Origin of the sequence: Sphingomonas sp. Sph1(2015) (genome assembly GCF_001970915.1) — a bacterium.
In the GTDB taxonomy this organism is placed as follows: domain Bacteria; phylum Pseudomonadota; class Alphaproteobacteria; order Sphingomonadales; family Sphingomonadaceae; genus Sphingomonas; species Sphingomonas parapaucimobilis.
Genome location: NZ_MQUI01000017.1, coordinates 49,639 through 71,490, shown reverse-complemented (window position 1 = coordinate 71,490; position 21,852 = coordinate 49,639). Strand labels below are relative to the sequence as shown.

Here is a 21,852-nt window from a genome sequence, read left to right as displayed (position 1 = left end):
GCCCCTCCCCCAACCCCTCCCGGGAGAGGGGCTTTCAGTGGCTGCTCAAGCGTCAGCTGCCCGAGGAACCGGCAACGCCCAACGAAAAAGGGGCCGCTTCCTCTCGGAAACGCCCCCTCTCCATTCCATCAAAACCGAATCAGCGATCGAGGATCGCGTCGATCTCTGCACCAACGGCATCCATCGCCGCCATGCCGTCGACCCGCGTCACGATGCCGCGCGCTTCATAGATAGGCAGGATCGGCGCGGTCTTGGCGCGATATTCGGCCATGCGCGTGCGCACCGTCTCGGCATTGTCGTCGGGGCGGCGCTTGAACTCGGTCGAGCCGCAGACGTCGCACACACCCTCCACCTGGGTCGGCTTGAAGCTGTCATGATAGCCCGCCCCGCACGAGGCACAGGTGAAGCGGCCGGTGATCCGCTCGACCAGCGCATCCTCGTCCACCGCCAGTTCGATGACATGGTCCAGGGTCTTGCCACGCTCGGCGAGCAGCACGTCCAGCGCCTCGGCCTGCGCCTCGGTCCGGGGATAGCCGTCGAAGATCGCGCCGCCTTCCGCCTCGGCCGCGTCCAGCCGCTCGCCGATCAGCGCCGAGACGATCGCGTCCGACACCAGCTCGCCCGCGTCCATCACCGCCTTGGCCTGAAGGCCGACGGGGGTGCCCGCCTTGACCGCCGCGCGCAGCATGTCGCCGGTCGACAGCTGCACCATGCCGCGATTGGCCACCAGCCGCTGCGCCTGGGTTCCCTTGCCCGCCCCCGGCGGTCCCAGCAGGATGATGTTCACGCCCACGTCAATCTCCCCTCTTTACCCTGAAATCCGCCCGCGCCTCAGCGCAGGCGACCGCCCTTCAGCTTCGCCTTCTTGATCAGATCGCCATATTGATGCGCCAGCAAATGGCTCTGGATCTGGGTCACCGTGTCCATCGTCACGTTGACGACGATCAGCAGGCTGGTCCCGCCCAGATAGAAGGGGATCTGGAGCGCCGAGACCAGATATTCCGGCAGCAGACAGATGATCGTCAGATAGGCCGCGCCGAGCACCGTGATGCGGGTCAGCACACAATCGAGATAGGTCTCGGTGTTCTTGCCCGGACGGATGCCGGGGATGAACCCGCCATAGCGCTTCAGATTGTCCGCCGTCTCTTCCGGGTTGAAGACCACCGCGGTGTAGAAGAACGAGAAGAAGACGATGCCCGCGCCGTAGAGCAGCATGTACACGGGGCTGCCATGCTGCAGATACTGGTTCAGGCTGATGATGAAGTCGCCCCAGCGGCTTTCACCCGCGACGCGCTGGCCCGCGAACTGCGAGATGGTCAGCGGCATCAGCAGCAGCGACGAGGCGAAGATCGGAGGGATCACGCCCGCGGTGTTGATCTTCAGCGGCAGGTGGCTGCGATCGGCCTGCATGCCCCGCTGCGTCGCGCGCTTGGGGTACTGAATCAGGATGCGGCGCTGCGCGCGCTCCATGAAGCAGATGAACAGGACGAGGACCACGACCGCGACGACGATGCCGATCAGGCGTACCGGATCGATGCTGCCGGTACGGCCACCTTCGAGCAGGTTGACCAGCGTCGTCGGCAGATGGGCGACGATGCCCGCCATGATGATCAGCGACACGCCGTTGCCGATGCCGCGGCTGGTGATCTGCTCGCCCAGCCACATCAGGAACATCGTACCGCCGATCAGCGAGATGACCGCCGCGATGCGGAAGGTCATGCCCGGCTCGATCACAGCCTGGATGCCCTGGCTGGCGCCCAGCGTCTCGAGGCCCACGGCGATGAAATAGCCCTGGATCGCGGTCAGCAGCACCGTGCCGTAGCGGGTATACTGGTTCAACTTCTTACGGCCGCTCTCGCCTTCCTTCTTGATCGCGGCGAGCTGCGGGCTCAGCGAGGTCGCGAGCTGCACGACGATCGACGCCGTGATGTACGGCATCACGCCCAGGGCGATCAGCGACATGCGGCTGAGCGAGCCGCCCGAGAAGGTGTTGAAGAAGTCGAGCACGCCCCCCGTGGTCTTCTGGCTCAGCAGGCCCAGCGCGGTCGGGTCGACACCCGGCAGCGGAACATAGCTGAGCAGGCGGAAGACGATCAGCGCGCCGATGGTGAACCACAGCCGCTTCTTGAGGTCGGTGGCCTTGGCGAATTTCGCCAGGCTGATGCTTTGCGCCATCTGGTCGGCTGCGGATGCCATAGCTGTTGCGTTATCCTGGAAACGAAAAACGGCGGGATGCGTTTTGAACCGCCCCGCCGCTCATATAGGCGCGAAGACGCGCTTGTCTAACCCGGATGCAAAATCCGCCGCTGTCATGATGGCGCGAAGCCTTGTGACAGCGGCGGACCTTATCCGGTTCAGGCCTTGGCGGCGAGCTTCGCGGCGCGGGTCTGGCCCTTCTTCGCAGCAGCCTTTTCGGCGGCGGGCACGACGTGCGGCACGTCGACCGAACCACCGGCCTTCTCGACCGCTTCACGCGCCGAGGCCGACACGCCCTGCACGACGAACGACACCTTAGTGGTCAGTTCGCCCTTGCCGAGCAGACGCACACCGTCCTTGCCGCCACGCGCCAGGCCAGCGGCCTTCAGCGCGGCGTGATCGATCGTGCCGTCGGTCTTCAGCTTGCCCGAGTCGATCGCCTTCTGGATCGCGCCCAGGTTCACCTCGGCATAGTCCTTGGCGAAGATGTTGTTGAAGCCACGCTTCGGCAGACGCATGTGGAGCGGCATCTGACCGCCCTCGAAGCCCGCGATGGACACGCCCTCACGGCTCTTCTGGCCCTTGACGCCGCGACCACCGGTCTTGCCCTTGCCCGAACCGATACCGCGACCGACGCGGATCTTGGACTTGCGGGCACCCTGGTTGTCGAAAAGTTCGTTCAGCTTCATGATTTGCACTCGCTTTCGCTTGTTTCGCGCATGGCCGTCATTCGGAAGGAATCACGGCCGCTGGATAAAAGGAAGGGGGCCGCATAGCCCCCTTCCCCGTGTTTGTCACTGTTCAATGTGACGGATGTGAGACTGGGTTTGTGAACCCCACCCCCGTTCAGCCTGAGCGAAGTCGAAGGCCACGCCGAAGCCCTTGCACTTCGACTTCGCTCAGTGCGAACGGAAGTCTGGTTAAAACCCGTAAAGCCTCAGTCCACCACCTGAACCATGTGCTGCACCTTGCGGATCATGCCGCGGACTTCAGGGCTGTCCTGAAGCTCGGAGACCTTGTGCATCTTGTTCAGGCCCAGGCCGACGAGGGTCGCGCGCTGGTCCTTGGTGCGGCGGATCGGCGAACCGGTCTGCTTGATCTTGATGGTAGCCATGGTCGCTTACTCCACGACGGCCGCGGCTTCCGCCTCGGCAGTCTGCTGGGTGGCACCGTGACCGCGACCCAGCAGGTCGGCGATCTTCTTGCCACGACGCTGCGCCACCGCCTTCGGCGAGGTCTGCTCGCCAAGGGCTTCGAAGGTGGCACGGATCATGTTGTACGGATTCGACGTACCGACCGACTTCGTCACCACGTCGGCAACGCCGAGCGATTCGAAGATGGCGCGCATCGGACCACCGGCGATGATGCCGGTCCCCTGCGGGGCCGAACGCACCGTCACGCGGCCCGCACCGAAATGGCCGTTGCCATCATGATGCAGCGTGCGACCGTCCTTCAGCGGCACGCGGACCATCGCCTTCTTGGCGGCAGCCGTCGCCTTCGAAATGGCTTCCGGCACTTCGCGCGCCTTGCCATGACCGAAGCCCGCACGTCCCTTGCCATCGCCGACCACGACGAGCGCGGCGAAGCCGAAACGCTTACCACCCTTCACGGTCTTCGAGACGCGGTTGATGTGGACGAGCTTTTCGATCAGCTCTTCGCCCTGCTCCTCGGTCGAACCGCGACGATCGTCGCGACGACCACGGTTGCCGTCACGGCCGCCACGGCCGCGGTCACCGCCGCCCGGACCACGGCCACGGCCGCCCCGGGGACCACGACCCTGGGTCGCGTCCTGCGCGGCACCTTCGGCACCGGCAACGGCCACGTTGTTCTCGTCAGCCATATTAGAACTCCAATCCCGCTTCGCGTGCCGCCTCGGCCAGCGCCTTGACGCGACCGTGGAACAGGAAGCCGCCACGGTCGAAAACGACCTGCGTGACGCCGGCGGCCTTGGCCTTCTCGGCCACGCGCTTGCCGACTTCGCTCGCCGCTGCGACGTTCGCGCCCGACTGGCCGCGTGCGTCCTTTTCCAGCGTCGAGGCCGAAGCCACGGTACGACCTGCCTCGTCGTCGATCACCTGGGCATAGATATGCTTGCCCGAGCGATGCACCGACAGGCGCGGACGGGTGCCCGCACGCGCACGCAGCGCGGTACGGTTGCGCCGACGGCGCTTCTCGAAAAGAGAGAGACCCTTGGTCATTACTTCTTCTTCCCTTCCTTGCGGAAGATGAACTCGCCGTCGTACTTGATGCCCTTGCCCTTATACGGCTCAGGCTTGCGCCAGCGGCGGATCTCGGCGGCCAGCTGGCCGACCTTCTGCTTGTCCGCACCGCTGATTTCGACGGTGGTGGCGTCCGGCGTCTTCACCTCGAGGCCTTCCGGCACGTCGATGTTGACGTCGTGACTGTAGCCGAGCTGCAGCTTCAGGGTCTTGCCCTGCGCGGCGGCGCGGTAGCCGACGCCGGTGATGACCAGCTTCTTCGAGAAGCCAGCGGTCACGCCGGTGACGAGGTTCTGCACCATGGTGCGCTGCATGCCCCAGAACGCGCGGGCGCGCTTCGTGGCGTTGGCAGGCTGCACCGCAATGGCGTCCGCCTGGACATCATAGGTGATCTCGTCGGCGAGCGGCATGGAGAGGGTGCCCTTGGGACCCTTCACGCTCAGCACCTTGTCGGCGATGGTCGCGGTGACGCCGGCCGGAACCGGGACCGCCTTCTTACCGATGCGGCTCATCAGAACACCTCCGCCAGGACTTCGCCACCGACATTCTGCTCACGCGCTTCGGCGTCCGACAGAACGCCACGCGGCGTCGACACGATGGTGATGCCCAGGCCGTTGCGAACGCGGGGAAGGTCCTGCGCGCCCGAATAGATACGGCGGCCGGGCTTCGACACGCGCGCGACATGCTTGATCGCGGGCTGGCCCTCGAAATACTTCAGCTCGATGCGGATGCCGGCCGCGGGGCCCATCTGCTCTTCGCTGTAGCCACGGATATAGCCCTCGCGCTGAAGCACGTCGAGCACGCGGACGCGCAGCTTCGACGCAGGCGTCAGGACGGAGTCCTTGCGCGCGCGCTGGCCGTTGCGGATGCGGGTGAGCAAGTCACCCAGGGGATCGGTCACTGCCATCTCAAATGGTCCTTACCAGCTCGACTTGGTGACGCCGGGGATCTGGCCCTTGTTGGCCAGTTCACGCAGCATGACGCGAGCGAGACGGAACTTGCGGTAATACGCACGCGGGCGACCGGTGATCTCGCAACGGTTGCGGATACGGGTCGGATTGCCGTTGCGGGGGATCTCGGCCATCTTGAGGCGCGCGATCAGACGCTCGGTCTCATCGAGGCTCTGGTCGTTCGCGATCGCCTTCAGCTTCGCGTACTTGCCCGCATACTTCTTGACGAGAGCGCGACGCTTCTCGTTCTTGTTGATTGAACTCAGTTTCGCCATGGACTTAAGCTCTTTCTGTAAGGACCCCCTCCCCGGCGTGGAGAGGGGGCAGTCCGGTTACGCCGCCTTCTTCTCGTCGGCAGCGTCTTCCTTGGGGAACGGGAAGCCGAACAGACGCAGCAGCTCGCGCGCTTCGTCGTCGGTCTTCGCCGAGGTGGTCACGATCACATCCATGCCGCGCACCTTGTCGATGCGGTCATAGTTGATTTCGGGGAAGATGATCTGTTCCTTGATGCCGCAGGCATAGTTGCCGCGACCATCGAAGGACTTGGGGTTCAGGCCGCGGAAGTCGCGAACGCGCGGCAGCGCGATCGTGATGAAGCGGTCCAGGAACTCGTACATGCGCTCGCGACGCAGCGTGACCTTCACACCGATCGGCATGCCTTCACGCAGCTTGAACTGCGCGATCGACTTCTTCGCCTTGGTGATGACGGGCTTCTGACCCGCGATCAGCTCCATCTCGGAGGCGGCCTGGTCGACGCGCTTCTTGTCCTGCGTCGCTTCGCCCACGCCCATGTTGAGCACGATCTTCTCGATCCGGGGGATCTCGTTGACGTTCTTGTAACCGAACTTGTCGGTCATCGCCTTGATGATGCTATCGTCATAGATAGCCTTCATGCGGGGCTTGTAATCAGCCATCGATCTTCTCCCCGGTCTTGACGGCCACGCGGACCTTCTTGCCATCCTGCGTCTCGAAACGGACGCGGGTCGGCTTGCCATCGGCGGTCACGTGCGCAACCTTCGAGATGTGCAGCGGAGCGGCGGTGCGCTCCAGGCCACCCTGCGGGTTCGCCTGGGTCGGCTTGCGGTGACGGGTGGCGATGTTGACGCCGTCCACGACGACCTTGCCGTCCTTCGGCATGGCGAGCGACACGGTGCCGGTCTTGCCCTTGTCCTTGCCGGACAGGACGATGACCTTGTCACCCTTCTTGATGCGTGCAGCGGCCATTACAGAACCTCCGGCGCCAGCGAGATGATCTTCATGTGCTTCTTGCCGCGAAGCTCACGCACGACCGGGCCAAAGATACGGGTGCCGATCGGCTCCTCGTTCTTGTTGACCAGCACGGCGGCGTTACCGTCGAAACGGATCACCGAACCGTCGGCACGACGGATGTCCTTGGCGGTACGCACGATCACCGCGCGGTGAACGTCGCCCTTCTTCACGCGGCCACGCGGCTGCGCTTCCTTGACGCTGACGACGATGATATCGCCGACCGATGCGGTACGGCGCTTCGAGCCGCCCAGCACCTTGATGCACTGCACCCGCTTCGCGCCGCTGTTGTCAGCGACGTCGAGATTGGACTGCATCTGGATCATGGATCCGCTTCCTTCTCTCTTCTGGGGAGGATACCGACCCTACCCCGCCTTAAAAAACGACCCCCGGCGCGGGCTACCGCACCAGGGGGAGAGGCCCCATAGCCACTCCTGGTCCGAAAGGCAAGCGAGTCGCTGTGCCCTTCGACCAATCCGCTCATTGCCCCGAAGGGCACCCCGAAATCCGAACCCCGCTCCTCCAGGCCGGAGAAGCGGGGTCCGAAGTCAAAGGGTTCAGCCCTCGGCCGAGGCCCGCTCGGGTGTCAAGTGGGTGTTGACCCGCTCGATCACCTTCCAGGTCTTCAGCTTCGAGATCGGGGCGGTCTCTTCGATCCGCACCGTCTCACCGGCCTTGTACTCATTGCTCTCATCGTGAGCATGATACTTCTTCGACCGACGGATGATCTTGCCGTAGAGGGGGTGCTTAACCTTCCGCTCCACATTGACGACGACCGTCTTGTCGGTCTTGTCCGAGACAATCACCCCGGTCAGCACGCGCTTCGGCATGTGTCTCGGTCCTTACTTGGCAGCCGCAGCGGTGCGCTGCGCCTGGATGGTCTTGATCCGTGCGATGTCGCGACGGACTTCCTTGACCCGGCTGGGCTTTTCGAGCTGGCTCGTGGCCGCCTGGAAGCGCAGGTTGAACTGCTCACGCTTCAGGTTGCCCAGCGCCTCGACGAGCTGGTCGTCGCTCTGGCCGGTATATTCAGTCTTGGCCATTACTCGCCTCCGAGGTGCGAGGTGTCGCCCAGGCGGGCAACGACCTTGGTCTTGATGGGCAGCTTCATCGCGGCGCGCTCGAATGCCTCGGCGGCCAGCGGGCCGTCGACACCGTCGAGTTCGAACAGGATGCGACCCGGCTTCACGCGGGCGGCCCAGAATTCCGGCGAACCCTTACCCGAGCCCATGCGGACTTCGGCAGGCTTCGACGAGACGGGCACGTCCGGGAAGATGCGGATCCAGAGACGACCCTGGCGCTTGATGTGACGGGTGATCGCGCGGCGAGCCGCCTCGATCTGGCGAGCCGTGATACGCTCCGGCTCCATGGCCTTCAGGCCATAGGAACCGAAGTTCAGGCTGGTGCCGCCCTTCGCATCGCCGTGGATGCGGCCCTTGAAGGCCTTGCGGAACTTGGTGCGCTTTGGTTGCAGCATGTTCTTTGATCCTTAGCGGCGATGATCGTCGCGCGCCGGGCGCACGCCGGAGGTCTGAGCCTCCATCATCAGCCGGTCCTGCGCCATGGGGTCATGGCCCAGGATCTCGCCCTTGAAGATCCACACCTTCACGCCGCACACGCCATAAGCGGTGTGTGCCTGCGCTTCGGCATAGTCGACGTTCGCGCGCAGCGTGTGCAGCGGAACGCGGCCTTCACGATACCATTCGGTACGCGCGATTTCCGCGCCGCCCAGACGGCCGCCGCAGGTGATACGGATGCCTTCGGCGCCCAGACGGAGCGCCGACTGCACCGCACGCTTCATGGCGCGACGGAACGCGATACGGCGCTCCAGCTGGTCGGCCACGCCCTGCGCGACGAGCTTGGCGTCGATCTCGGGCTTGCGGATCTCGACGATGTTCAGCGACACGTCGGACGAAGTCATCGCACCCAGCTTCTTGCGAAGCTTTTCGATGTCGGCGCCCTTCTTGCCGATGATGACACCCGGACGCGCCGCGAAGATCGAGATGCGGCACAGCTTGGCCGGACGCTCGATGACGACCTTCGAGATCGCGGCCTGGGGCAGCGTCTTCATGATGAACTGGCGGATCTTCAGATCTTCCAGCAACAGGCGGCCATAGTCATGGCCTTCGGCGAACCAGCGGCTGTCCCAGGTACGGTTGATCTGGAGACGCAGGCCGATCGGATTGCTCTTCTGACCCATTATGCTTCTTCCTGCTCGCGGACGACGATGCGGAGCCGCGAAAACGGCTTCAGGATGCGGGTGGACTTGCCACGGCCGCGCGTCGCGAAACGCTTCATGGTGATCGACTTGCCGACCGACGCCTCGGCGACGACGAGCGAGTCGACGTCGAGGTTGTGGTTGTTCTCGGCATTGGCGATCGCGGAGGCCAGGATCTTGCGCGCGTCGACGGCCATCGCCTTCGTCGAGAAGGCGAGGATGTTCATCGCGTCGCCGACCTTCTTGCCGCGGATCAGCGCCGCAACCAGGTTCAGCTTCTGCGCCGAACCACGGATCTGCGTGCCGACCGACAGCGCTTCCTTGTCACCGACCTTGCGGGGGGATGCGGGCTTCGACATCAGCGCTTACCCTTCTTGTCGGCAGCGTGGCCGGGGAAGTAGCGCGTGGGCGCGAATTCACCGAGCTTCATGCCGACCATGTCCTCGTTCACCGAGACGGGAACGAACTTGCGACCGTTGTAGACGTTGAAGGTCAGACCGACGAACGACGGCAGGATGGTCGAGCGACGCGACCAGGTCTTGATCGGACCTGCGCGGTTGCCAGCATCCTGAGCCACTTCGGCCTTCTTCAGGAGATGGAGGTCCACGAAAGGACCCTTCCAAACGGAACGAGCCATTGCGTGTTAGCCCTTCTTCTTGGCGTGACGGCTACGGATGATCATCTTGTCCGTCGCCTTGTTGTGACGAGTGCGCGCACCCTTCGTCGGCTTGCCCCACGGGGTGACCGGATGACGGCCGCCCGAGGTCCGGCCTTCACCACCGCCGTGCGGGTGGTCGACCGGGTTCTTCGCAACACCGCGGGTCAGCGGGCGATGGCCCTTCCAACGGTTGCGACCAGCCTTCGCCAGGTTGGTGTTGCCGTTGTCGGGGTTCGACACCGCGCCGACGGTCGCCATGCAGTTCGCATGGATGTAGCGCTGCTCGCCCGAGTTCAGACGGACGATGACCATGCCCTTGTCGCGGCCCACGACCTGCACATAGGTGCCGGCCGAACGTGCGATCTGACCGCCCTTGCCGGGCTTCATCTCGACGTTGTGGACGATCGTGCCGACCGGCATCTGGCCCAGTTCCATGGCGTTGCCAGGCTTCACGTCGGTCTTCTTGCCCGCGATCACCTTGTCGCCGACAGCGAGACGCTGGGGCGCGATGATGTAGGACTGGTCGACCTTGCCGGCTTCGTCGGTGCCATAGTTGATGAGCGCGATGAAGGCGGTGCGGTTGGGATCATATTCGATCCGCTCCACGGTGCCCTCAACGTCCCACTGGCGACGCTTGAAGTCGATGAAGCGATAGCGCTGCTTGTGGCCGCCCGCGATGCCGCGGCTGGTCACATGGCCCTTGTTGTTGCGGCCGCCGGTCTTGCGCTTGCCTTCGGTGAGCGCCTTGACGGGCGCGCCCTTCCAGAGCGCCGAGCGGTCGACGAGGATCAGGCCGCGGCGGGCCGGGCTCGTCGGGTTATAATGCTTGAGTGCCATCGCCTCAGATCCCCGTCGTCACGTCAATGGACTGACCGTCCTTGAGGGTGACGATCGCCTTCTTCATGTCGGAACGCTGATAGGGAGCACCCTTCCAACGCTTCGTCTTGCCCTTCTGGACGATCGTGTTCACGCCGGTGACGTTCACGTCGAACAGAGCCTCGACGGCCGCCTTGATCTCGGGCTTGGTAGCGCCGGAAGCGACCTTGAACACCACGGCGTTGTGCTCGCTCAGGAGCGTCGCCTTCTCGGTGATGTGCGGCGCAACGATCACATCGTAATGACGCGGATCGACCGCCTTCTGCTGCTTAGCCATGGAAACGGGCCTCCAGCTTTTCGACAGCCGAGCGCGTCAGCACCAGGGTGTCATGCTTCAGAATGTCGTAGACATTGGCGCCAGCGGCCGGAAGGACGTTGATTTCCTTCAGGTTGCCTGCGGCCAGTGCGAACGACGTCTCGACGGCGTCGCCATCGATGACCAGCGCGGTCTTGCCGAAGCCGAGCTTCGCCAGATCGCCCTGCAGCGTCTTCGTCTTGTTACCAGCGACCGCCAGATCGTTCATCACGATCAGCGAACCGGCCTTGGCATGGCTCGACAGCGCCATCTTCAGACCCAGGGCGCGAACCTTCTTGTTCAGACCCGGATTGAAGTCGCGGACGCGGGCGCCGTGCGCCTTACCACCGCCGATGAAGACGGGGGCCCGACGATCGCCGTGACGAGCGACACCGCCGCCCTTCTGGCGACCGAGCTTCTTGCCCGAACGGGCGACATCGGCGCGCTCACGGGTGCCGCGCGCGGTGGCGCGACGCTTTTCCAGCTGCCAGGTCACAACGCGGTGCAGGATGTCGGCGCGCGGATCGAGGCCGAAGACCTCGTCGTTGAGCTCGATGTCCGCGGCGTCGGTGCCGGCGAAGGATTGAACCTTGACCTTCACGACTTAGCCCTCCTGGCTCTCGGTGGCTTCCGGAGCAGGCTCGGCAGAAGCATTGTTGTTGGCGGCCGCCTTGATGCTGGCGGGGAACGGGGCGTCCGCGTGGCGCGAAACCTTGACCGCGTCCTTGACGATCAGCCAGCCACCCTTCGAGCCGGGCACCGAGCCCTTGACGAAGATCAGGCCGCGCTCGACGTCGGTCGACACGATTTCCAGGTTCTGCTGCGTGCGGTTCTTGTCGCCCATGTGACCGGCCATCTTCTTGTTCTTGAAGACGCGGCCCGGATCCTGACGGTTACCGGTCGAACCATGCGAACGGTGCGAGACCGAGACGCCGTGGGTCGCGCGCAGACCACCGAAGTTCCAGCGCTTCATCGCACCGGCAAAGCCCTTACCCTGGGTACGACCCTGGATATCGACATACTGCCCGGCGACGAAATGGTCGGCGGCGATTTCCGCGCCGACGTCCAGCAGGCCATCTTCGTTCACGCGGAACTCGACCAGCACCTGCTTGGGCTCGACTTCGGCCTTGCCGAAGTGGCCACGCTGGGGCTTGGCAACATTCTTGGTCTTGGCGACACCTGCACCAAGCTGGACGGCGGTGTAGCCGTCACGATCCATCTCGCGGCGAGCGACGACCTGTACGCCTTCAAGCGCCAGAACGGTGACCGGCACGTGCCGACCATCGTCCTGGAACAGGCGGGTCATCCCCAGCTTCTTCGCGATCACGCCGGTACGCATGATCCTGTTCCTTCCTCGACAGAGGCCCCCAAGAACCATTCAAGGGGGGCATATCCAGCCCGATTAAAGCGAAACGAGCCCCCGTCCCGGGCTGGCGACCGGCGAACCGATCAGACGGGGGACGCTGCCCCGACACCATTCCGCTTTATGCGAAACCACCGGGCGGTATCCCTTAAGAGTGCCGGATCACGGGAGCGACCTCGGCGCGTTTTCCGGCAGCTTTAAAACCGGGAAACGCCAAAATCCCGTGGGACGGAATCGTCGACCACGGGAACGCTGGCCCTCTTACGCCAGCTTGATCTCGACATCAACACCTGCGGCGAGGTCGAGCTTCATCAGCGCATCGACGGTCTGCGGGGTCGGCTGCACGATGTCCAGCATCCGCTTGTAGGTGCGGACCTCGAACTGCTCGCGCGACTTCTTGTCGATGTGCGGACCACGGTTGACCGTGAACTTCTCGATGCGCGTCGGAAGCGGGATCGGACCGCGGATAAGAGCGCCGGTGCGGCGCGCGGTGTCGGCGATGTCGCCAGTGGCCTGATCGAGCACGCGATGGTCGAACGCCTTCAGACGAATGCGGATATTGCTGTCCATGATCCCTACCGATGCGAAAGAGCGGGCTTTCCGGTTGCGATCACGAAGAACGATGAGTGCGATCGGCTGTCCGACCGGGCACTCGACCGTACGCCGTGAAGGCGACCTTGGGCCGAAACAAACTCTGGGTTACGGCAGTGGCGGATAACCGCCCCTGCCCTCACTAAAAGCAAAAGGCCGACTCCGGTGTTTCCGGTGCCAGCCGATTCCCTCAAGACGCGTGCCTATACGCATATGCCCGGGGGGCCGCAAGGGGGTGCGCGCGGGTTTTTGTTGGAAGGGAGGGAACCGGCCACCGATTGCTCCAAGCCCCCCCCACTTCCGTTCAGCCTGAGCGAAGTCGAAGGCCACGCTTTGGTCTGGCCGCGGGGCGTGCACTTCGACTTCGCTCAGTGCGAACGAAGGGAGTGGCCCGATCCACCCTCACCCTTCCCACCCGCTATTGCGGGCGGCCCCCTTCCCTCTCCCGGTCGAAGAGGGAGGGAGGCGCGTAGCGCCGGAAGTATGAGGGCAGTCGAACAAAACCCCACAAATGAAAAAGGCCGACCCCGTCGCCGGGGCCGGCCCTTCCCGAAGAAGTTTCAGGCTTTCGCCCGAGACTTACTTGTCGATCGCGCTGACGACGCCGGCGCCGACGGTGCGGCCGCCTTCACGGATCGTGAAGCGCTGACCGATGTCCATGGCGATCGGAGCGATCAGCTTCACGCCCAGAGCGACGTTGTCGCCCGGCATGACCATCTCGGTGCCCTCAGGCAGCTCGACGGTGCCGGTGACGTCGGTCGTGCGGAAGTAGAACTGCGGACGGTAGTTCGCGAAGAACGGGGTGTGACGGCCGCCTTCTTCCTTCGACAGGACGTACACTTCCGACTTAAAGTCGGTGTGCGGGGTGATCGAACCCGGCTTGGCCAGAACCTGGCCACGCTCGACTTCGTCACGCGCCACGCCGCGGATCAGCGCGCCGATGTTGTCGCCAGCCTGACCCGAGTCGAGCAGCTTGCGGAACATTTCAACGCCGGTGACGGTCGTCTTGCGGGTGTTGTTGATGCCGACGATCTCGACTTCTTCACCAACCTTGACGATGCCGGTCTCGACGCGGCCGGTGACGACGGTGCCGCGACCCGAGATCGAGAACACGTCTTCGATCGGCATCATGAACGGCTTGTCGAGCGGACGCTCGGGCTGCGGGATGTATTCGTCGACCTGCTTCATCAGCTCGAGAACGGCTTCCTTGCCGAACTTGTCGTTCGAACCCGACAGCGCGCAGGTGGCCGAACCCTTGACGACGGGGATGTCGTCGCCCGGGAATTCGTACGAGCTGAGCAGCTCGCGGATTTCCAGCTCGACCAGCTCGAGGATTTCCTCGTCGTCGACCAGGTCGACCTTGTTCATGAACACGACCATCGCGGGCACGCCGACCTGGCGGGCGAGCAGGATGTGCTCGCGGGTCTGCGGCATCGGGCCGTCGGTCGACGAAACGACGAGGATCGCGCCGTCCATCTGCGCCGCGCCGGTGATCATGTTCTTCACATAGTCGGCGTGGCCGGGGCAGTCGACGTGCGCATAGTGGCGGTTCGTCGTCTCATACTCGACGTGCGCGGTCGAGATGGTGATGCCGCGCTCACGCTCTTCCGGAGCCTTGTCGATGTTCGCGAAGTCGACAGCGGTGCCGCCGGTGGTCTCGGCCAGAACCTTGGTGATCGCGGCGGTCAGCGAGGTCTTGCCATGGTCGACGTGACCGATGGTGCCGATGTTGAGGTGCGGCTTGTTCCGCTCGAATTTTGCCTTTGCCATTTTCCTACCTTCTGAATCGAATTCGGTGCCGCATCCGAGGCCACGCGAACGCGGCCCCATAGCGGGTGTTGGAAGCGATTGCCAGCCCCTAGCGCTTTCGCGCCCCCAGTTGCCCCAGGGGCGCGATAGACGCTTTAGGCCATCTTCGCTTTGACCTCGTCCGCAACATTCTGCGGCACTTCGTCATAGTGCGAGAACTGCATTGAGTACTGCGCACGGCCCTGGGTGAACGAGCGAAGCGCGTTCACATAGCCGAACATGTTCGCCAGCGGGACCATCGCCTCGACCGTCTGCGCGTTGCCGCGCGTGTCGGTGCCCTGGATCTGGCCACGACGGCTGTTCATGTCGCCGATGACGTCGCCCAGATAGTCTTCCGGGGTCACGACCTCGACCTTCATGACCGGCTCGAGCAGCGTGATGCCCGACTTCTGGGCCGCTTCGCGCATGGCGCCACGAGCACAGATTTCGAACGCCAGCGCCGACGAGTCGACGTCGTGGTACGCGCCGTCATACAGCAGGACCTCGAAGTCGATGATCGGGAAGCCGACCAGCGAACCGGTTTCCGCGGTTTCACGGAAGCCCTTCTCGATCGCGGGGATATATTCCTTCGGAATGTTACCGCCCTTGATCTCGTCCTTGAAGACGAAGCCCGAACCACGCTCGCCCGGGGTCAGCTTGACCTTGACGCGGCCGAACTGGCCGGTGCCGCCCGACTGCTTCTTGTGGGTGTAGTCGATGTCGACCGGCTTCTTGAGATATTCGCGATACGCCACCTGCGGCGCACCGACATTCGCCTCGACCTTGAACTCGCGCTTCATGCGGTCGACCAGGATCTCGAGATGGAGCTCGCCCATGCCCTTGATGATGGTCTGGCCCGACTCGGCGTCCGAGGTCACGCGGAACGAGGGGTCCTCGCGAGCGAGACGATTGAGCGCGACGCCCATCTTCTCCTGGTCGGCCTTGGTCTTGGGTTCCACCGACAGCTCGATCACCGGCTCGGGGAATTCCATGCGCTCGAGGATGATCGGGGCGTTCTGCGCGCAGAGCGTGTCACCGGTCGTGGTATCCTTGAGGCCCGCGAGAGCGACGATGTCGCCCGCATAGGCTTCCTGGATGTCCTCACGGCTGTTCGCATGCATCAGCAGCATACGGCCGATCTTTTCCTTCTTGTCCTTCACCGAGTTCAGGACCTGCGACGAGGTCTCGAGCTTGCCCGAGTAGATGCGCGCGAAGGTGAGCGAACCGACGAACGGATCGTTCATGATCTTGAACGCCAGCGCCGAGAACGGCTCGGTGTCCGACGAAGGACGCTCGTCCGGCGTCTCGCCGTCGAGCTTCACGCCCTTGATGGCCGGAACGTCGAGCGGCGACGGCAGATAGTCGATGACCGCGTCGAGCAGGGGCTGCACGCCCTTGTTCTTGAACGCCGAGCCGCAGACCACGGGGACGAACGCCATTTCCAGCGTGCCCTTGCGGATCAGCTTCTTCAGCTCTTCGACCGAAGGCTCGTTGCCTTCCAGGTACGACTCCATCGCGGCGTCGTCCTGCTCTACGGCCATTTCGATCAGGTCGCTGCGATACTTCGCGGCCTTTTCCTTCAGGTCATCGGGAATGTCCTGATATTCGAACTTGGCGCCCAGCGACTCTTCGAGCCAGATGATCGCACGGTTCTCGACCAGGTCGACCAGACCCTTGAAGCCGCCCTCGATGCCGATCGGCAGGTACAGGACCGCCGGACGCGCGCCCAGGCGCTCGATGATCGAGTTCACGCAGAAATAGAAGTCGGCGCCGGTGCGGTCGAGCTTGTTGACGAAGCACATGCGCGGCACGCCGTACTTGTCGGCCTGACGCCACACGGTTTCCGACTGCGGCTCAACACCCGCCACGCCGTCGAAGCAGGCGACCGCGCCGTCGAGCACGCGGAGCGAACGCTCCACTTCGATGGTGAAGTCGACGTGCCCGGGGGTGTCGATGATGTTGATGCGGTTGTCGTTCCAGAAACAGGTCGTCGCGGCCGACGTGATCGTGATGCCGCGCTCCTGCTCCTGCTCCATCCAGTCCATGGTGGCGGTGCCTTCGTGCACTTCGCCGATCTTGTAGGACTTGCCGGTGTAATAAAGAATGCGCTCGGTCGTGGTCGTCTTGCCGGCATCGATGTGCGCCATGATGCCGATGTTGCGATACTTCTCGAGCGGATGGCTGCGGGCCATGATCGATCTTCCTCAAGCGTAGGGGGGAGCCGGTTGGCCCGGCTCCCCCTTATATAGGCTGTTTGCGTGACCAGCGGAAGACCGCCGGCACCGCACCCTGAAAAGGTTGCGGCAGGACGGAAAATATTCCGGTCCCGCCGCAGTCCCTTACCAGCGGTAGTGCGAGAAGGCGCGATTCGCTTCCGCCATGCGGTGCGTATCTTCGCGCTTCTTGACCGCGTTGCCACGGTTGTTCGCGGCGTCCATCAGCTCACCCGACAGACGGGCAGCCATCGTGTTCTCCGAACGGGCGCGCGACGCGCCGATCAGCCAACGGATGGCCAGGGCCTGGGCACGCTCCGGGCGGACTTCGACCGGAACCTGGTAGGTCGCACCGCCGACGCGGCGCGAACGGACTTCGATGCCCGGCTTGATGTTGTTCAGCGCATCGTGGAACACGCCGATCGGATCGCGCTTGGCGCGCGTCTCGACGGTTTCCAGAGCACCGTAAACAATGGCTTCGGCCACGGACTTCTTACCGTCCAGCATAACCGAATTCATGAACTTCGACAGGACCTCATCTCCGAACTTGGGGTCCGGCAGAATTTCCCGCTTTTCGGGACGACGACGACGAGCCATTCTCGTATTTCCTTACAAAACTTCAGCCTTTGATGGTCGAGGAGCCTGAAAACAGGCCCGACCGGCTTACTTCGGACGCTTCGCGCCGTACTTCGAGCGGGACTGCTTGCGATCCTTCACGCCCTGCGTGTCGAGAACGCCGCGCAGCACATGGTAGCGCACGCCGGGAAGGTCGCGCACACGGCCGCCGCGGATGAGCACCACCGAGTGCTCCTGCAGGTTGTGGCCTTCGCCCGGGATGTACGAGATGACTTCGCGGCTGTTGGTCAGACGGACCTTGGCCACCTTGCGAAGTGCCGAGTTCGGCTTCTTCGGGGTCGTCGTGTAGACACGGGTGCAAACGCCGCGCTTCTGCGGGTTCTGCTCCATTGCAGGGACCTTGGACTTGGCCTTCTGCAGTTCGCGGCCCTTGCGGACCAGCTGGTTGATCGTCGGCATTGAAGCCTTCACCTTTCCATGAGGTTACTTTGCTGGAGCCATCACAGCACTTCGGAATACAAAAAGGGGCCTTCGCGGCTTTCGCCCGGCCCTCATTCGCATCCAGCAATGTTCAAGCTTGCCCGACGGATAAGTCCCGAATCCCGGAAAATCCCCTTCGTGCAGCGGCGGGCTATACGCCGGAGTCGGCCGGGGGTCAATGACGGCGCGGCCCCGCCAGATCGCGGCCCGCGAACAATCTCGAAAATTCGTGATATTGGGTCTTGTCCCGACTCGCCAGCCGGGCTAATGGCGGCCGCCTCGCAGGAGTGTAGCTCAGTTGGTAGAGCATCGGTCTCCAAAACCGAGGGCCCACGGTTCGAGTCCGTGCACTCCTGCCACTTTTCCCTGACATCGTTGGATTGGTGATACCGCGTTGGCGGTAAGCGAAGCCACGCACCTATTCCTCCCCTGCAAGGGGAGGGGGACCAGCGAAGCTGGTGGAGGGGTGTCCCCGCTCGCGATGGCCACCTGACCTATCAAACGGTGACACCCCTCCGTCAGGCCTTCGGCCTGCCACCTCCCCTGCCGGGGGAGGAATGGGGGTCAGTTCACCGGGCGCGGCCCCACGCCCGGCGGGGTCGCAGGGTCCACTTCGCCGATTTCGTCACCGGGATTCCCGTCGCCCGCCCCTGCCCCGCTGCCATGGACTTCGCCGGTCTTCGGGTCGGCCGAGGCCCGCCTGCCATTGTCGTCAGGCAGGCTGGTGCCCGCATTGCGATCACCGGGCGCAGGCGGCTTGGGTGCGACCTGACCCGTCGGCAGGTCGCGGCCGAGCGCATGTTCGTCATCGCGGTGATAGACTTCGCCACTGTCTCCCCGATTGGAAGCGGTGAGTTTGACGGTGGGCTTTTCCTGCTCGGCCATGGCCTATCTCCTTTGCCCGGCTCAACGGGGCAAGGGAGACGCCGTTCCCCATCACGCAGAAGGGGCGCCCACCGGGTCGGTGGACGCCCCCTTTCGTCAGGCCATGACCTTCGCTCAGCTGCGGAAGAGCGAGTTCGGGTCGATGACGTCGCCATGATGGCCGACCGAGTCGACGTCGCGGCTCTGCTGCTCGCGCTCGGCGCGCAGCGAGGCGAGCAGGGCTTCGCGGTCGCCCTCCAGGCGGGTGTCGGTCGGCTGCGCATCGGCATTGCCGCCGGTCGCCTTGGCCGCCTTCGCCACCGCCGAGTCCAGCTCGCGCTGGGTGGTCAGGCCCAGGGTCACCGGGTCCTTCGGCGTGATGTTGGCGATGTTCCAGTGGCTGCGGTCGCGGATCGCGGCGATCGTCGTGCGGGTCGTGCCGATCAGGTTCGAGATCGCGCCGTCCGAGATTTCGGGATGGTTGCGGATGATCCAGGCGATGCCGTCCGGCTTGTCCTGCCGCTTGCTGACCGGCGTGTAGCGTGGCCCCTTGGTGCGGCGGACCTGCTCGGGGCCCTTGGTCATCTTCATGCGGTAATCGGGATTGGCCTGCGCCTTCTCGATCTCGCTCTGGGTCAGCTCGTGCGCGCGCACGGGGTCACGGCCGGTCAGCTTGGTCGCCGCCGTGTCGTCGGCGATCGCCTGGACTTCCAGGATGTGGAGGCCGCAGAAATCCGCGATCTGCTCGAACGAGAGCGACGTGTTGTCGACCAGCCAGGAAGCGGTCGCATGGGGCATGAGCGGCTGGGCCACGGGGATCACTCCAGTCGGAAAATAAAAGGGCCGCCCCTCACCGGAGCGGCCGTAGCTGCGACAAATCTAATGAAAGCCGTCCCCGAGAGCAAGGTGCGCTGCCACAAACTGCCGGGACGTGGCGCGATAGACGTTGGCGACGCCCACGTCCAGCCGGTCAGTTGTCGTCGTCGAAGCGCCCGAAAGGCAGCGATTGCGAGGCGAGCGCGCGCGTCTTCGGCCCGTCCCCGGCGCGCAGCGAGGCCAGGACCGCGACACAGGCGCGTTGCAGGATGCGGTCGATCGGAGTCACCGTCCCGGCGCGCACCGCCGCTTCCGCCAGGGTCCGGCCGCGCGGATCGCGGGGGTCCAGCTCCAGCCGCAGCAGCGCCGACAGCCCGGGAAACAGTGCGCGGTCACCGCCCAGTGCGATCGCCCGGTCGAGCGAGGCAAAACCGACGCTCCGCTGCGCGCCCAGCGCCGCGCGGCCGACGATCGCCCCCAGTTTCTTGACCGCGCCGATATGCCAGGCACCCAGCGCCAGTTGCGCCTCGGCATCGCGCGGATTCTGCGCCACCAGCGCCTCGAACTGGCGGCGGGCCGTGATCGCGTCGCTGCGATTGCCGGTCAGCTTGGCGCGGTAGCCGAGCGCGGTGGCCCGCATCAGCAGGGACTCATGATCGTCGGGCGTCCGCTTCAGGGCATTGGCCGCCACCGTATAGGCGCTCGAAACGCGGCGCAGCGCGCTCGCCTCGTCGGAATCGCCGAAGGACGCCTGGGTCAGCAACTCACGGGCCGATTGCGCCCGGGTCGGAGCCGCCATCGCCAATCCGGCCGCCAGACCCATGCAAACCAGCCCGATCCGGCCACCATGCTGCACCATCGCCATCCCCCATGGACTCGGCACGGGGAGACGGCCGATCCGGTCGTTCGATCCGTTGCAATCTTTTGCATCGGGATCAAGACCGGCCTGCTGGTCAGTCGGCTGCGGCCCCTTCCGCCGCCCCGTCCGCCGCCCCGTCCATGGTCAGGACGATCTTGCCCAGATGATCACCCGCCTCCATCCGGCGATGCGCCTCAGCAGCTTCGGCCAGCGGGAAGCTGCGATCGATGACCGGGCGCAACCGCCCCTCCTCGACATGCGGCCAGACCAGCCGCGACAATTCGTCGGCGACCATCGCCTTGAAATCCCGGTCCCGCCCGCGCAGCGTCGAGCCGGTCAGGATCAGGCGGCGGCGCATGATCTCCCAGATCGGGATTTCCGCCTTGGCGCCGCGCTGCACCGCGATCGAGACGTGGCGGCCATCCTCGGCCAGGCATTTCAGGTTGCGCGGCACATAATCGCCGCCGACCATGTCGAGCACGATGTCGACGCCGCGCCCCTCGGTGAAGTCCTTCACCGCCTCGACAAAATCGACCGCCTTGTAGTTGATCGCCTTGGCCGCGCCCAGCGTCTCGGCCGCCGCGCATTTCTCGTCCGAGCCCGCCGTAACGATCACGGTCAGCCCGAAGAGACGACCCAGCAGGATCGCCATGGTGCCGATGCCGCTGGTCCCGCCATGCACCAGCAACGTGTCGCCCTGGTCGGCATAGGCGCGCTCGAAGACGTTGGTCCACACGGTGAACAGCGTCTCGGGCAGCGCGGCGGCCTGCACCATCGACAGGCCATGCGGCACCGTCAGGCAGTGGTCGGCGACCGCCACCGCATATTCGGCATAGCCGCCGCCGCCGATCAGCGCGCAGACCGGCTGGCCGAGCATCTCGGGCCCGACGCCCTCACCGACCGCGACGACCTGGCCCGCGATCTCCAGCCCCGGGATCGAGGGCGCGCCCGGCGGCGGTGGGTAGAGACCCTGGCGCTGCATGACGTCGGGCCGGTTCACCCCGGCGGCGGCGACGCGGATCAGCACCTCGCCCTCGCCCGGATGGGGCGTCGGGCGCCGGACAGGCACCAGCACCTCGGGACCGCCCGCCTCCGCGGGGTCGATGGCGGTCATCGTCTTCGGGATATCGCCGATCCCCATTCCCTCGCCAAATGCGTGCACCGGCTGCCATCCCCCATCATCGGCTCTCGTCCCACCGTTATTGACATCGGCGGCGACCGGGTCAACGCTGCATCCCATTATGGAACAGGACGATTCTCCGATCCGCCTTCCCGACGCCCTGGCCGCGTTGGTCCAGACCGATCTCGATCCGCTGTCGCTCGCCGAGCTGGAGACGCGGATCGCGGTGCTGGAGCAGGAGATCGCGCGGACCCGCCGCCACATGGAGCGTGCCACGCTCCACCGCGCCAGCGCCGACGCGCTCTTCAAGCGGTGACGCGCATGGGCCTCACCCGGCGCGCACGCACCGAGGCGGTCCCCTCTTCTTCGCACAATGTTTTTTGCTTCGCGCGATACGCTTTGTTCAGCGGCCGCGCGTTACACCCGCTTGATGCCGGGCCTCCCCGTCCCGACATTGGTCGAAACGAGGCGTCAGTCCATGGCGCTTCGGAAGGAGTATCGTAG

The 21,852-nt window shown here is 64.7% G+C and carries 32 protein-coding genes and 1 tRNA gene; 2 read left to right on the top strand and 31 right to left on the bottom strand.

The features are described 5' to 3' along the window. Positions 1–139: 139 nt before the first annotated feature. From BSZ14_RS09245 to rpsL, 27 genes are all read right to left on the bottom strand, one after another. A complete protein-coding gene (locus BSZ14_RS09245; RefSeq protein ID WP_042491199.1) occupies positions 140–787 on the bottom strand; it encodes an adenylate kinase in 648 nt (215 codons plus the stop codon). A 44-nt stretch (positions 788–831) separates the two neighbouring features. After that, on the bottom strand, positions 832–2,196 hold the full coding sequence (secY, locus tag BSZ14_RS09240) for a preprotein translocase subunit SecY (protein ID WP_076710683.1): 1,365 nt from the start codon (positions 2,194–2,196) through the stop codon (positions 832–834). Between the two features lie 158 nt (positions 2,197–2,354). Next, entirely contained in the window at positions 2,355–2,885 is a 531-nt protein-coding gene (rplO, locus tag BSZ14_RS09235; protein ID WP_076710682.1) for a 50S ribosomal protein L15, read from the bottom strand. 248 nt (positions 2,886–3,133) lie between these two features. After that, positions 3,134–3,310, bottom strand: a complete 177-nt coding sequence (gene rpmD, locus BSZ14_RS09230; RefSeq protein WP_042491154.1) for a 50S ribosomal protein L30 — start codon at positions 3,308–3,310, stop codon at positions 3,134–3,136. Between the two features lie 6 nt (positions 3,311–3,316). Beyond that, positions 3,317–4,036, bottom strand: a complete 720-nt coding sequence (rpsE, locus tag BSZ14_RS09225; RefSeq protein ID WP_042491158.1) for a 30S ribosomal protein S5 — start codon at positions 4,034–4,036, stop codon at positions 3,317–3,319. A 1-nt stretch (position 4,037) separates the two neighbouring features. Continuing rightward, the gene (rplR, locus tag BSZ14_RS09220) at positions 4,038–4,394 is read right to left on the bottom strand and encodes a 50S ribosomal protein L18 (protein ID WP_007406066.1); all 357 of its coding nucleotides are present in this window, start codon (positions 4,392–4,394) and stop codon (positions 4,038–4,040) included. Beyond that, on the bottom strand, positions 4,394–4,927 hold the full coding sequence (gene rplF, locus BSZ14_RS09215) for a 50S ribosomal protein L6 (protein ID WP_042491159.1): 534 nt from the start codon (positions 4,925–4,927) through the stop codon (positions 4,394–4,396). Before rplF ends, rplR begins: the two co-directional genes overlap by 1 nt. After that, positions 4,927–5,322, bottom strand: a complete 396-nt coding sequence (gene rpsH, locus BSZ14_RS09210) for a 30S ribosomal protein S8 (protein WP_042491163.1) — start codon at positions 5,320–5,322, stop codon at positions 4,927–4,929. Before rpsH ends, rplF begins: the two co-directional genes overlap by 1 nt. A 12-nt stretch (positions 5,323–5,334) precedes the next feature. Then, on the bottom strand, positions 5,335–5,640 hold the full coding sequence (gene rpsN, locus BSZ14_RS09205) for a 30S ribosomal protein S14 (protein WP_042491166.1): 306 nt from the start codon (positions 5,638–5,640) through the stop codon (positions 5,335–5,337). A 57-nt stretch (positions 5,641–5,697) separates the two neighbouring features. After that, the gene (rplE, locus tag BSZ14_RS09200) at positions 5,698–6,279 is read right to left on the bottom strand and encodes a 50S ribosomal protein L5 (RefSeq protein ID WP_037569379.1); all 582 of its coding nucleotides are present in this window, start codon (positions 6,277–6,279) and stop codon (positions 5,698–5,700) included. Further along, positions 6,272–6,589: a 50S ribosomal protein L24 gene (gene rplX, locus BSZ14_RS09195; protein ID WP_007406132.1), complete on the bottom strand. Its 318-nt coding sequence runs from the start codon at positions 6,587–6,589 to the stop codon at positions 6,272–6,274. The genes rplE and rplX overlap by 8 nt, the downstream gene beginning before the upstream one ends. Beyond that, positions 6,589–6,957 carry a 50S ribosomal protein L14 gene (rplN, locus tag BSZ14_RS09190; protein ID WP_007406105.1) on the bottom strand — a complete coding sequence of 123 codons (369 nt, stop codon included), beginning with the start codon at positions 6,955–6,957 and terminating at the stop codon, positions 6,589–6,591. Before rplN ends, rplX begins: the two co-directional genes overlap by 1 nt. Positions 6,958–7,188: 231 nt before the next feature. After that, positions 7,189–7,461 carry a 30S ribosomal protein S17 gene (gene rpsQ / locus BSZ14_RS09185; protein ID WP_042491172.1) on the bottom strand — a complete coding sequence of 91 codons (273 nt, stop codon included), beginning with the start codon at positions 7,459–7,461 and terminating at the stop codon, positions 7,189–7,191. A gap of 12 nt (positions 7,462–7,473) precedes the next feature. After that, entirely contained in the window at positions 7,474–7,674 is a 201-nt protein-coding gene (gene rpmC, locus BSZ14_RS09180) for a 50S ribosomal protein L29 (protein ID WP_007406063.1), read from the bottom strand. Beyond that, the gene (gene rplP / locus BSZ14_RS09175) at positions 7,674–8,108 is read right to left on the bottom strand and encodes a 50S ribosomal protein L16 (RefSeq protein ID WP_007406071.1); all 435 of its coding nucleotides are present in this window, start codon (positions 8,106–8,108) and stop codon (positions 7,674–7,676) included. Before rplP ends, rpmC begins: the two co-directional genes overlap by 1 nt. A gap of 12 nt (positions 8,109–8,120) precedes the next feature. Continuing rightward, entirely contained in the window at positions 8,121–8,831 is a 711-nt protein-coding gene (rpsC, locus tag BSZ14_RS09170; RefSeq protein ID WP_042491175.1) for a 30S ribosomal protein S3, read from the bottom strand. Then, positions 8,831–9,208 (bottom strand): 50S ribosomal protein L22, encoded by a 378-nt coding sequence (gene rplV / locus BSZ14_RS09165; RefSeq protein WP_042491177.1) that lies wholly within the window; start codon positions 9,206–9,208, stop codon positions 8,831–8,833. Before rplV ends, rpsC begins: the two co-directional genes overlap by 1 nt. Continuing rightward, complete coding sequence (gene rpsS, locus BSZ14_RS09160; protein WP_037569384.1) at positions 9,208–9,486, bottom strand: 30S ribosomal protein S19; 279 nt, start codon at positions 9,484–9,486, stop codon at positions 9,208–9,210. The genes rplV and rpsS overlap by 1 nt, the downstream gene beginning before the upstream one ends. A 6-nt stretch (positions 9,487–9,492) precedes the next feature. Then, positions 9,493–10,344 carry a 50S ribosomal protein L2 gene (rplB, locus tag BSZ14_RS09155; protein WP_042491179.1) on the bottom strand — a complete coding sequence of 284 codons (852 nt, stop codon included), beginning with the start codon at positions 10,342–10,344 and terminating at the stop codon, positions 9,493–9,495. Positions 10,345–10,348: 4 nt separating this feature from the next. Further along, positions 10,349–10,660 (bottom strand): 50S ribosomal protein L23, encoded by a 312-nt coding sequence (locus BSZ14_RS09150; RefSeq protein WP_076710681.1) that lies wholly within the window; start codon positions 10,658–10,660, stop codon positions 10,349–10,351. Then, a complete protein-coding gene (gene rplD / locus BSZ14_RS09145) occupies positions 10,653–11,279 on the bottom strand; it encodes a 50S ribosomal protein L4 (RefSeq protein ID WP_056430747.1) in 627 nt (208 codons plus the stop codon). The genes BSZ14_RS09150 and rplD overlap by 8 nt, the downstream gene beginning before the upstream one ends. 3 nt (positions 11,280–11,282) lie before the next feature. Continuing rightward, on the bottom strand, positions 11,283–12,017 hold the full coding sequence (gene rplC / locus BSZ14_RS09140) for a 50S ribosomal protein L3 (protein ID WP_042491188.1): 735 nt from the start codon (positions 12,015–12,017) through the stop codon (positions 11,283–11,285). Positions 12,018–12,302: 285 nt separating this feature from the next. Next, positions 12,303–12,611 (bottom strand): 30S ribosomal protein S10, encoded by a 309-nt coding sequence (gene rpsJ / locus BSZ14_RS09135; protein WP_007406109.1) that lies wholly within the window; start codon positions 12,609–12,611, stop codon positions 12,303–12,305. Between the two features lie 600 nt (positions 12,612–13,211). Further along, positions 13,212–14,402 (bottom strand): elongation factor Tu, encoded by a 1,191-nt coding sequence (tuf, locus tag BSZ14_RS09130; protein ID WP_042491190.1) that lies wholly within the window; start codon positions 14,400–14,402, stop codon positions 13,212–13,214. A gap of 134 nt (positions 14,403–14,536) precedes the next feature. Further along, entirely contained in the window at positions 14,537–16,612 is a 2,076-nt protein-coding gene (fusA, locus tag BSZ14_RS09125; protein WP_042491194.1) for an elongation factor G, read from the bottom strand. 147 nt (positions 16,613–16,759) lie between these two features. Beyond that, a complete protein-coding gene (gene rpsG, locus BSZ14_RS09120; RefSeq protein ID WP_042491196.1) occupies positions 16,760–17,230 on the bottom strand; it encodes a 30S ribosomal protein S7 in 471 nt (156 codons plus the stop codon). A gap of 66 nt (positions 17,231–17,296) precedes the next feature. Beyond that, positions 17,297–17,668, bottom strand: coding sequence for a 30S ribosomal protein S12 (rpsL, locus tag BSZ14_RS09115; protein WP_007406072.1), 372 nt, complete (start codon positions 17,666–17,668; stop codon positions 17,297–17,299). A 304-nt stretch (positions 17,669–17,972) separates the two neighbouring features. Between rpsL and BSZ14_RS09110 the strand changes: the two genes are divergently transcribed. Continuing rightward, positions 17,973–18,048 (top strand) — tRNA-Trp (locus BSZ14_RS09110). Positions 18,049–18,253: 205 nt separating this feature from the next. Here the strand turns inward: BSZ14_RS09110 and BSZ14_RS09105 are convergent. From BSZ14_RS09105 to BSZ14_RS09090, 4 genes are all read right to left on the bottom strand, one after another. Beyond that, a complete protein-coding gene (locus BSZ14_RS09105; RefSeq protein ID WP_076710680.1) occupies positions 18,254–18,574 on the bottom strand; it encodes a hypothetical protein in 321 nt (106 codons plus the stop codon). 114 nt (positions 18,575–18,688) lie between these two features. Beyond that, positions 18,689–19,366 carry a DUF1013 domain-containing protein gene (locus BSZ14_RS09100; RefSeq protein ID WP_076710689.1) on the bottom strand — a complete coding sequence of 226 codons (678 nt, stop codon included), beginning with the start codon at positions 19,364–19,366 and terminating at the stop codon, positions 18,689–18,691. 157 nt (positions 19,367–19,523) lie between these two features. Next, positions 19,524–20,228, bottom strand: a complete 705-nt coding sequence (locus BSZ14_RS09095; RefSeq protein ID WP_076710688.1) for a hypothetical protein — start codon at positions 20,226–20,228, stop codon at positions 19,524–19,526. A 94-nt stretch (positions 20,229–20,322) separates the two neighbouring features. Then, positions 20,323–21,342 carry an NAD(P)H-quinone oxidoreductase gene (locus BSZ14_RS09090; protein ID WP_076710687.1) on the bottom strand — a complete coding sequence of 340 codons (1,020 nt, stop codon included), beginning with the start codon at positions 21,340–21,342 and terminating at the stop codon, positions 20,323–20,325. A 127-nt stretch (positions 21,343–21,469) separates the two neighbouring features. Between BSZ14_RS09090 and BSZ14_RS09085 the strand changes: the two genes are divergently transcribed. Then, entirely contained in the window at positions 21,470–21,664 is a 195-nt protein-coding gene (locus tag BSZ14_RS09085; protein WP_056430762.1) for a DUF1192 domain-containing protein, read from the top strand. Positions 21,665–21,852 lie beyond the last annotated feature (188 nt).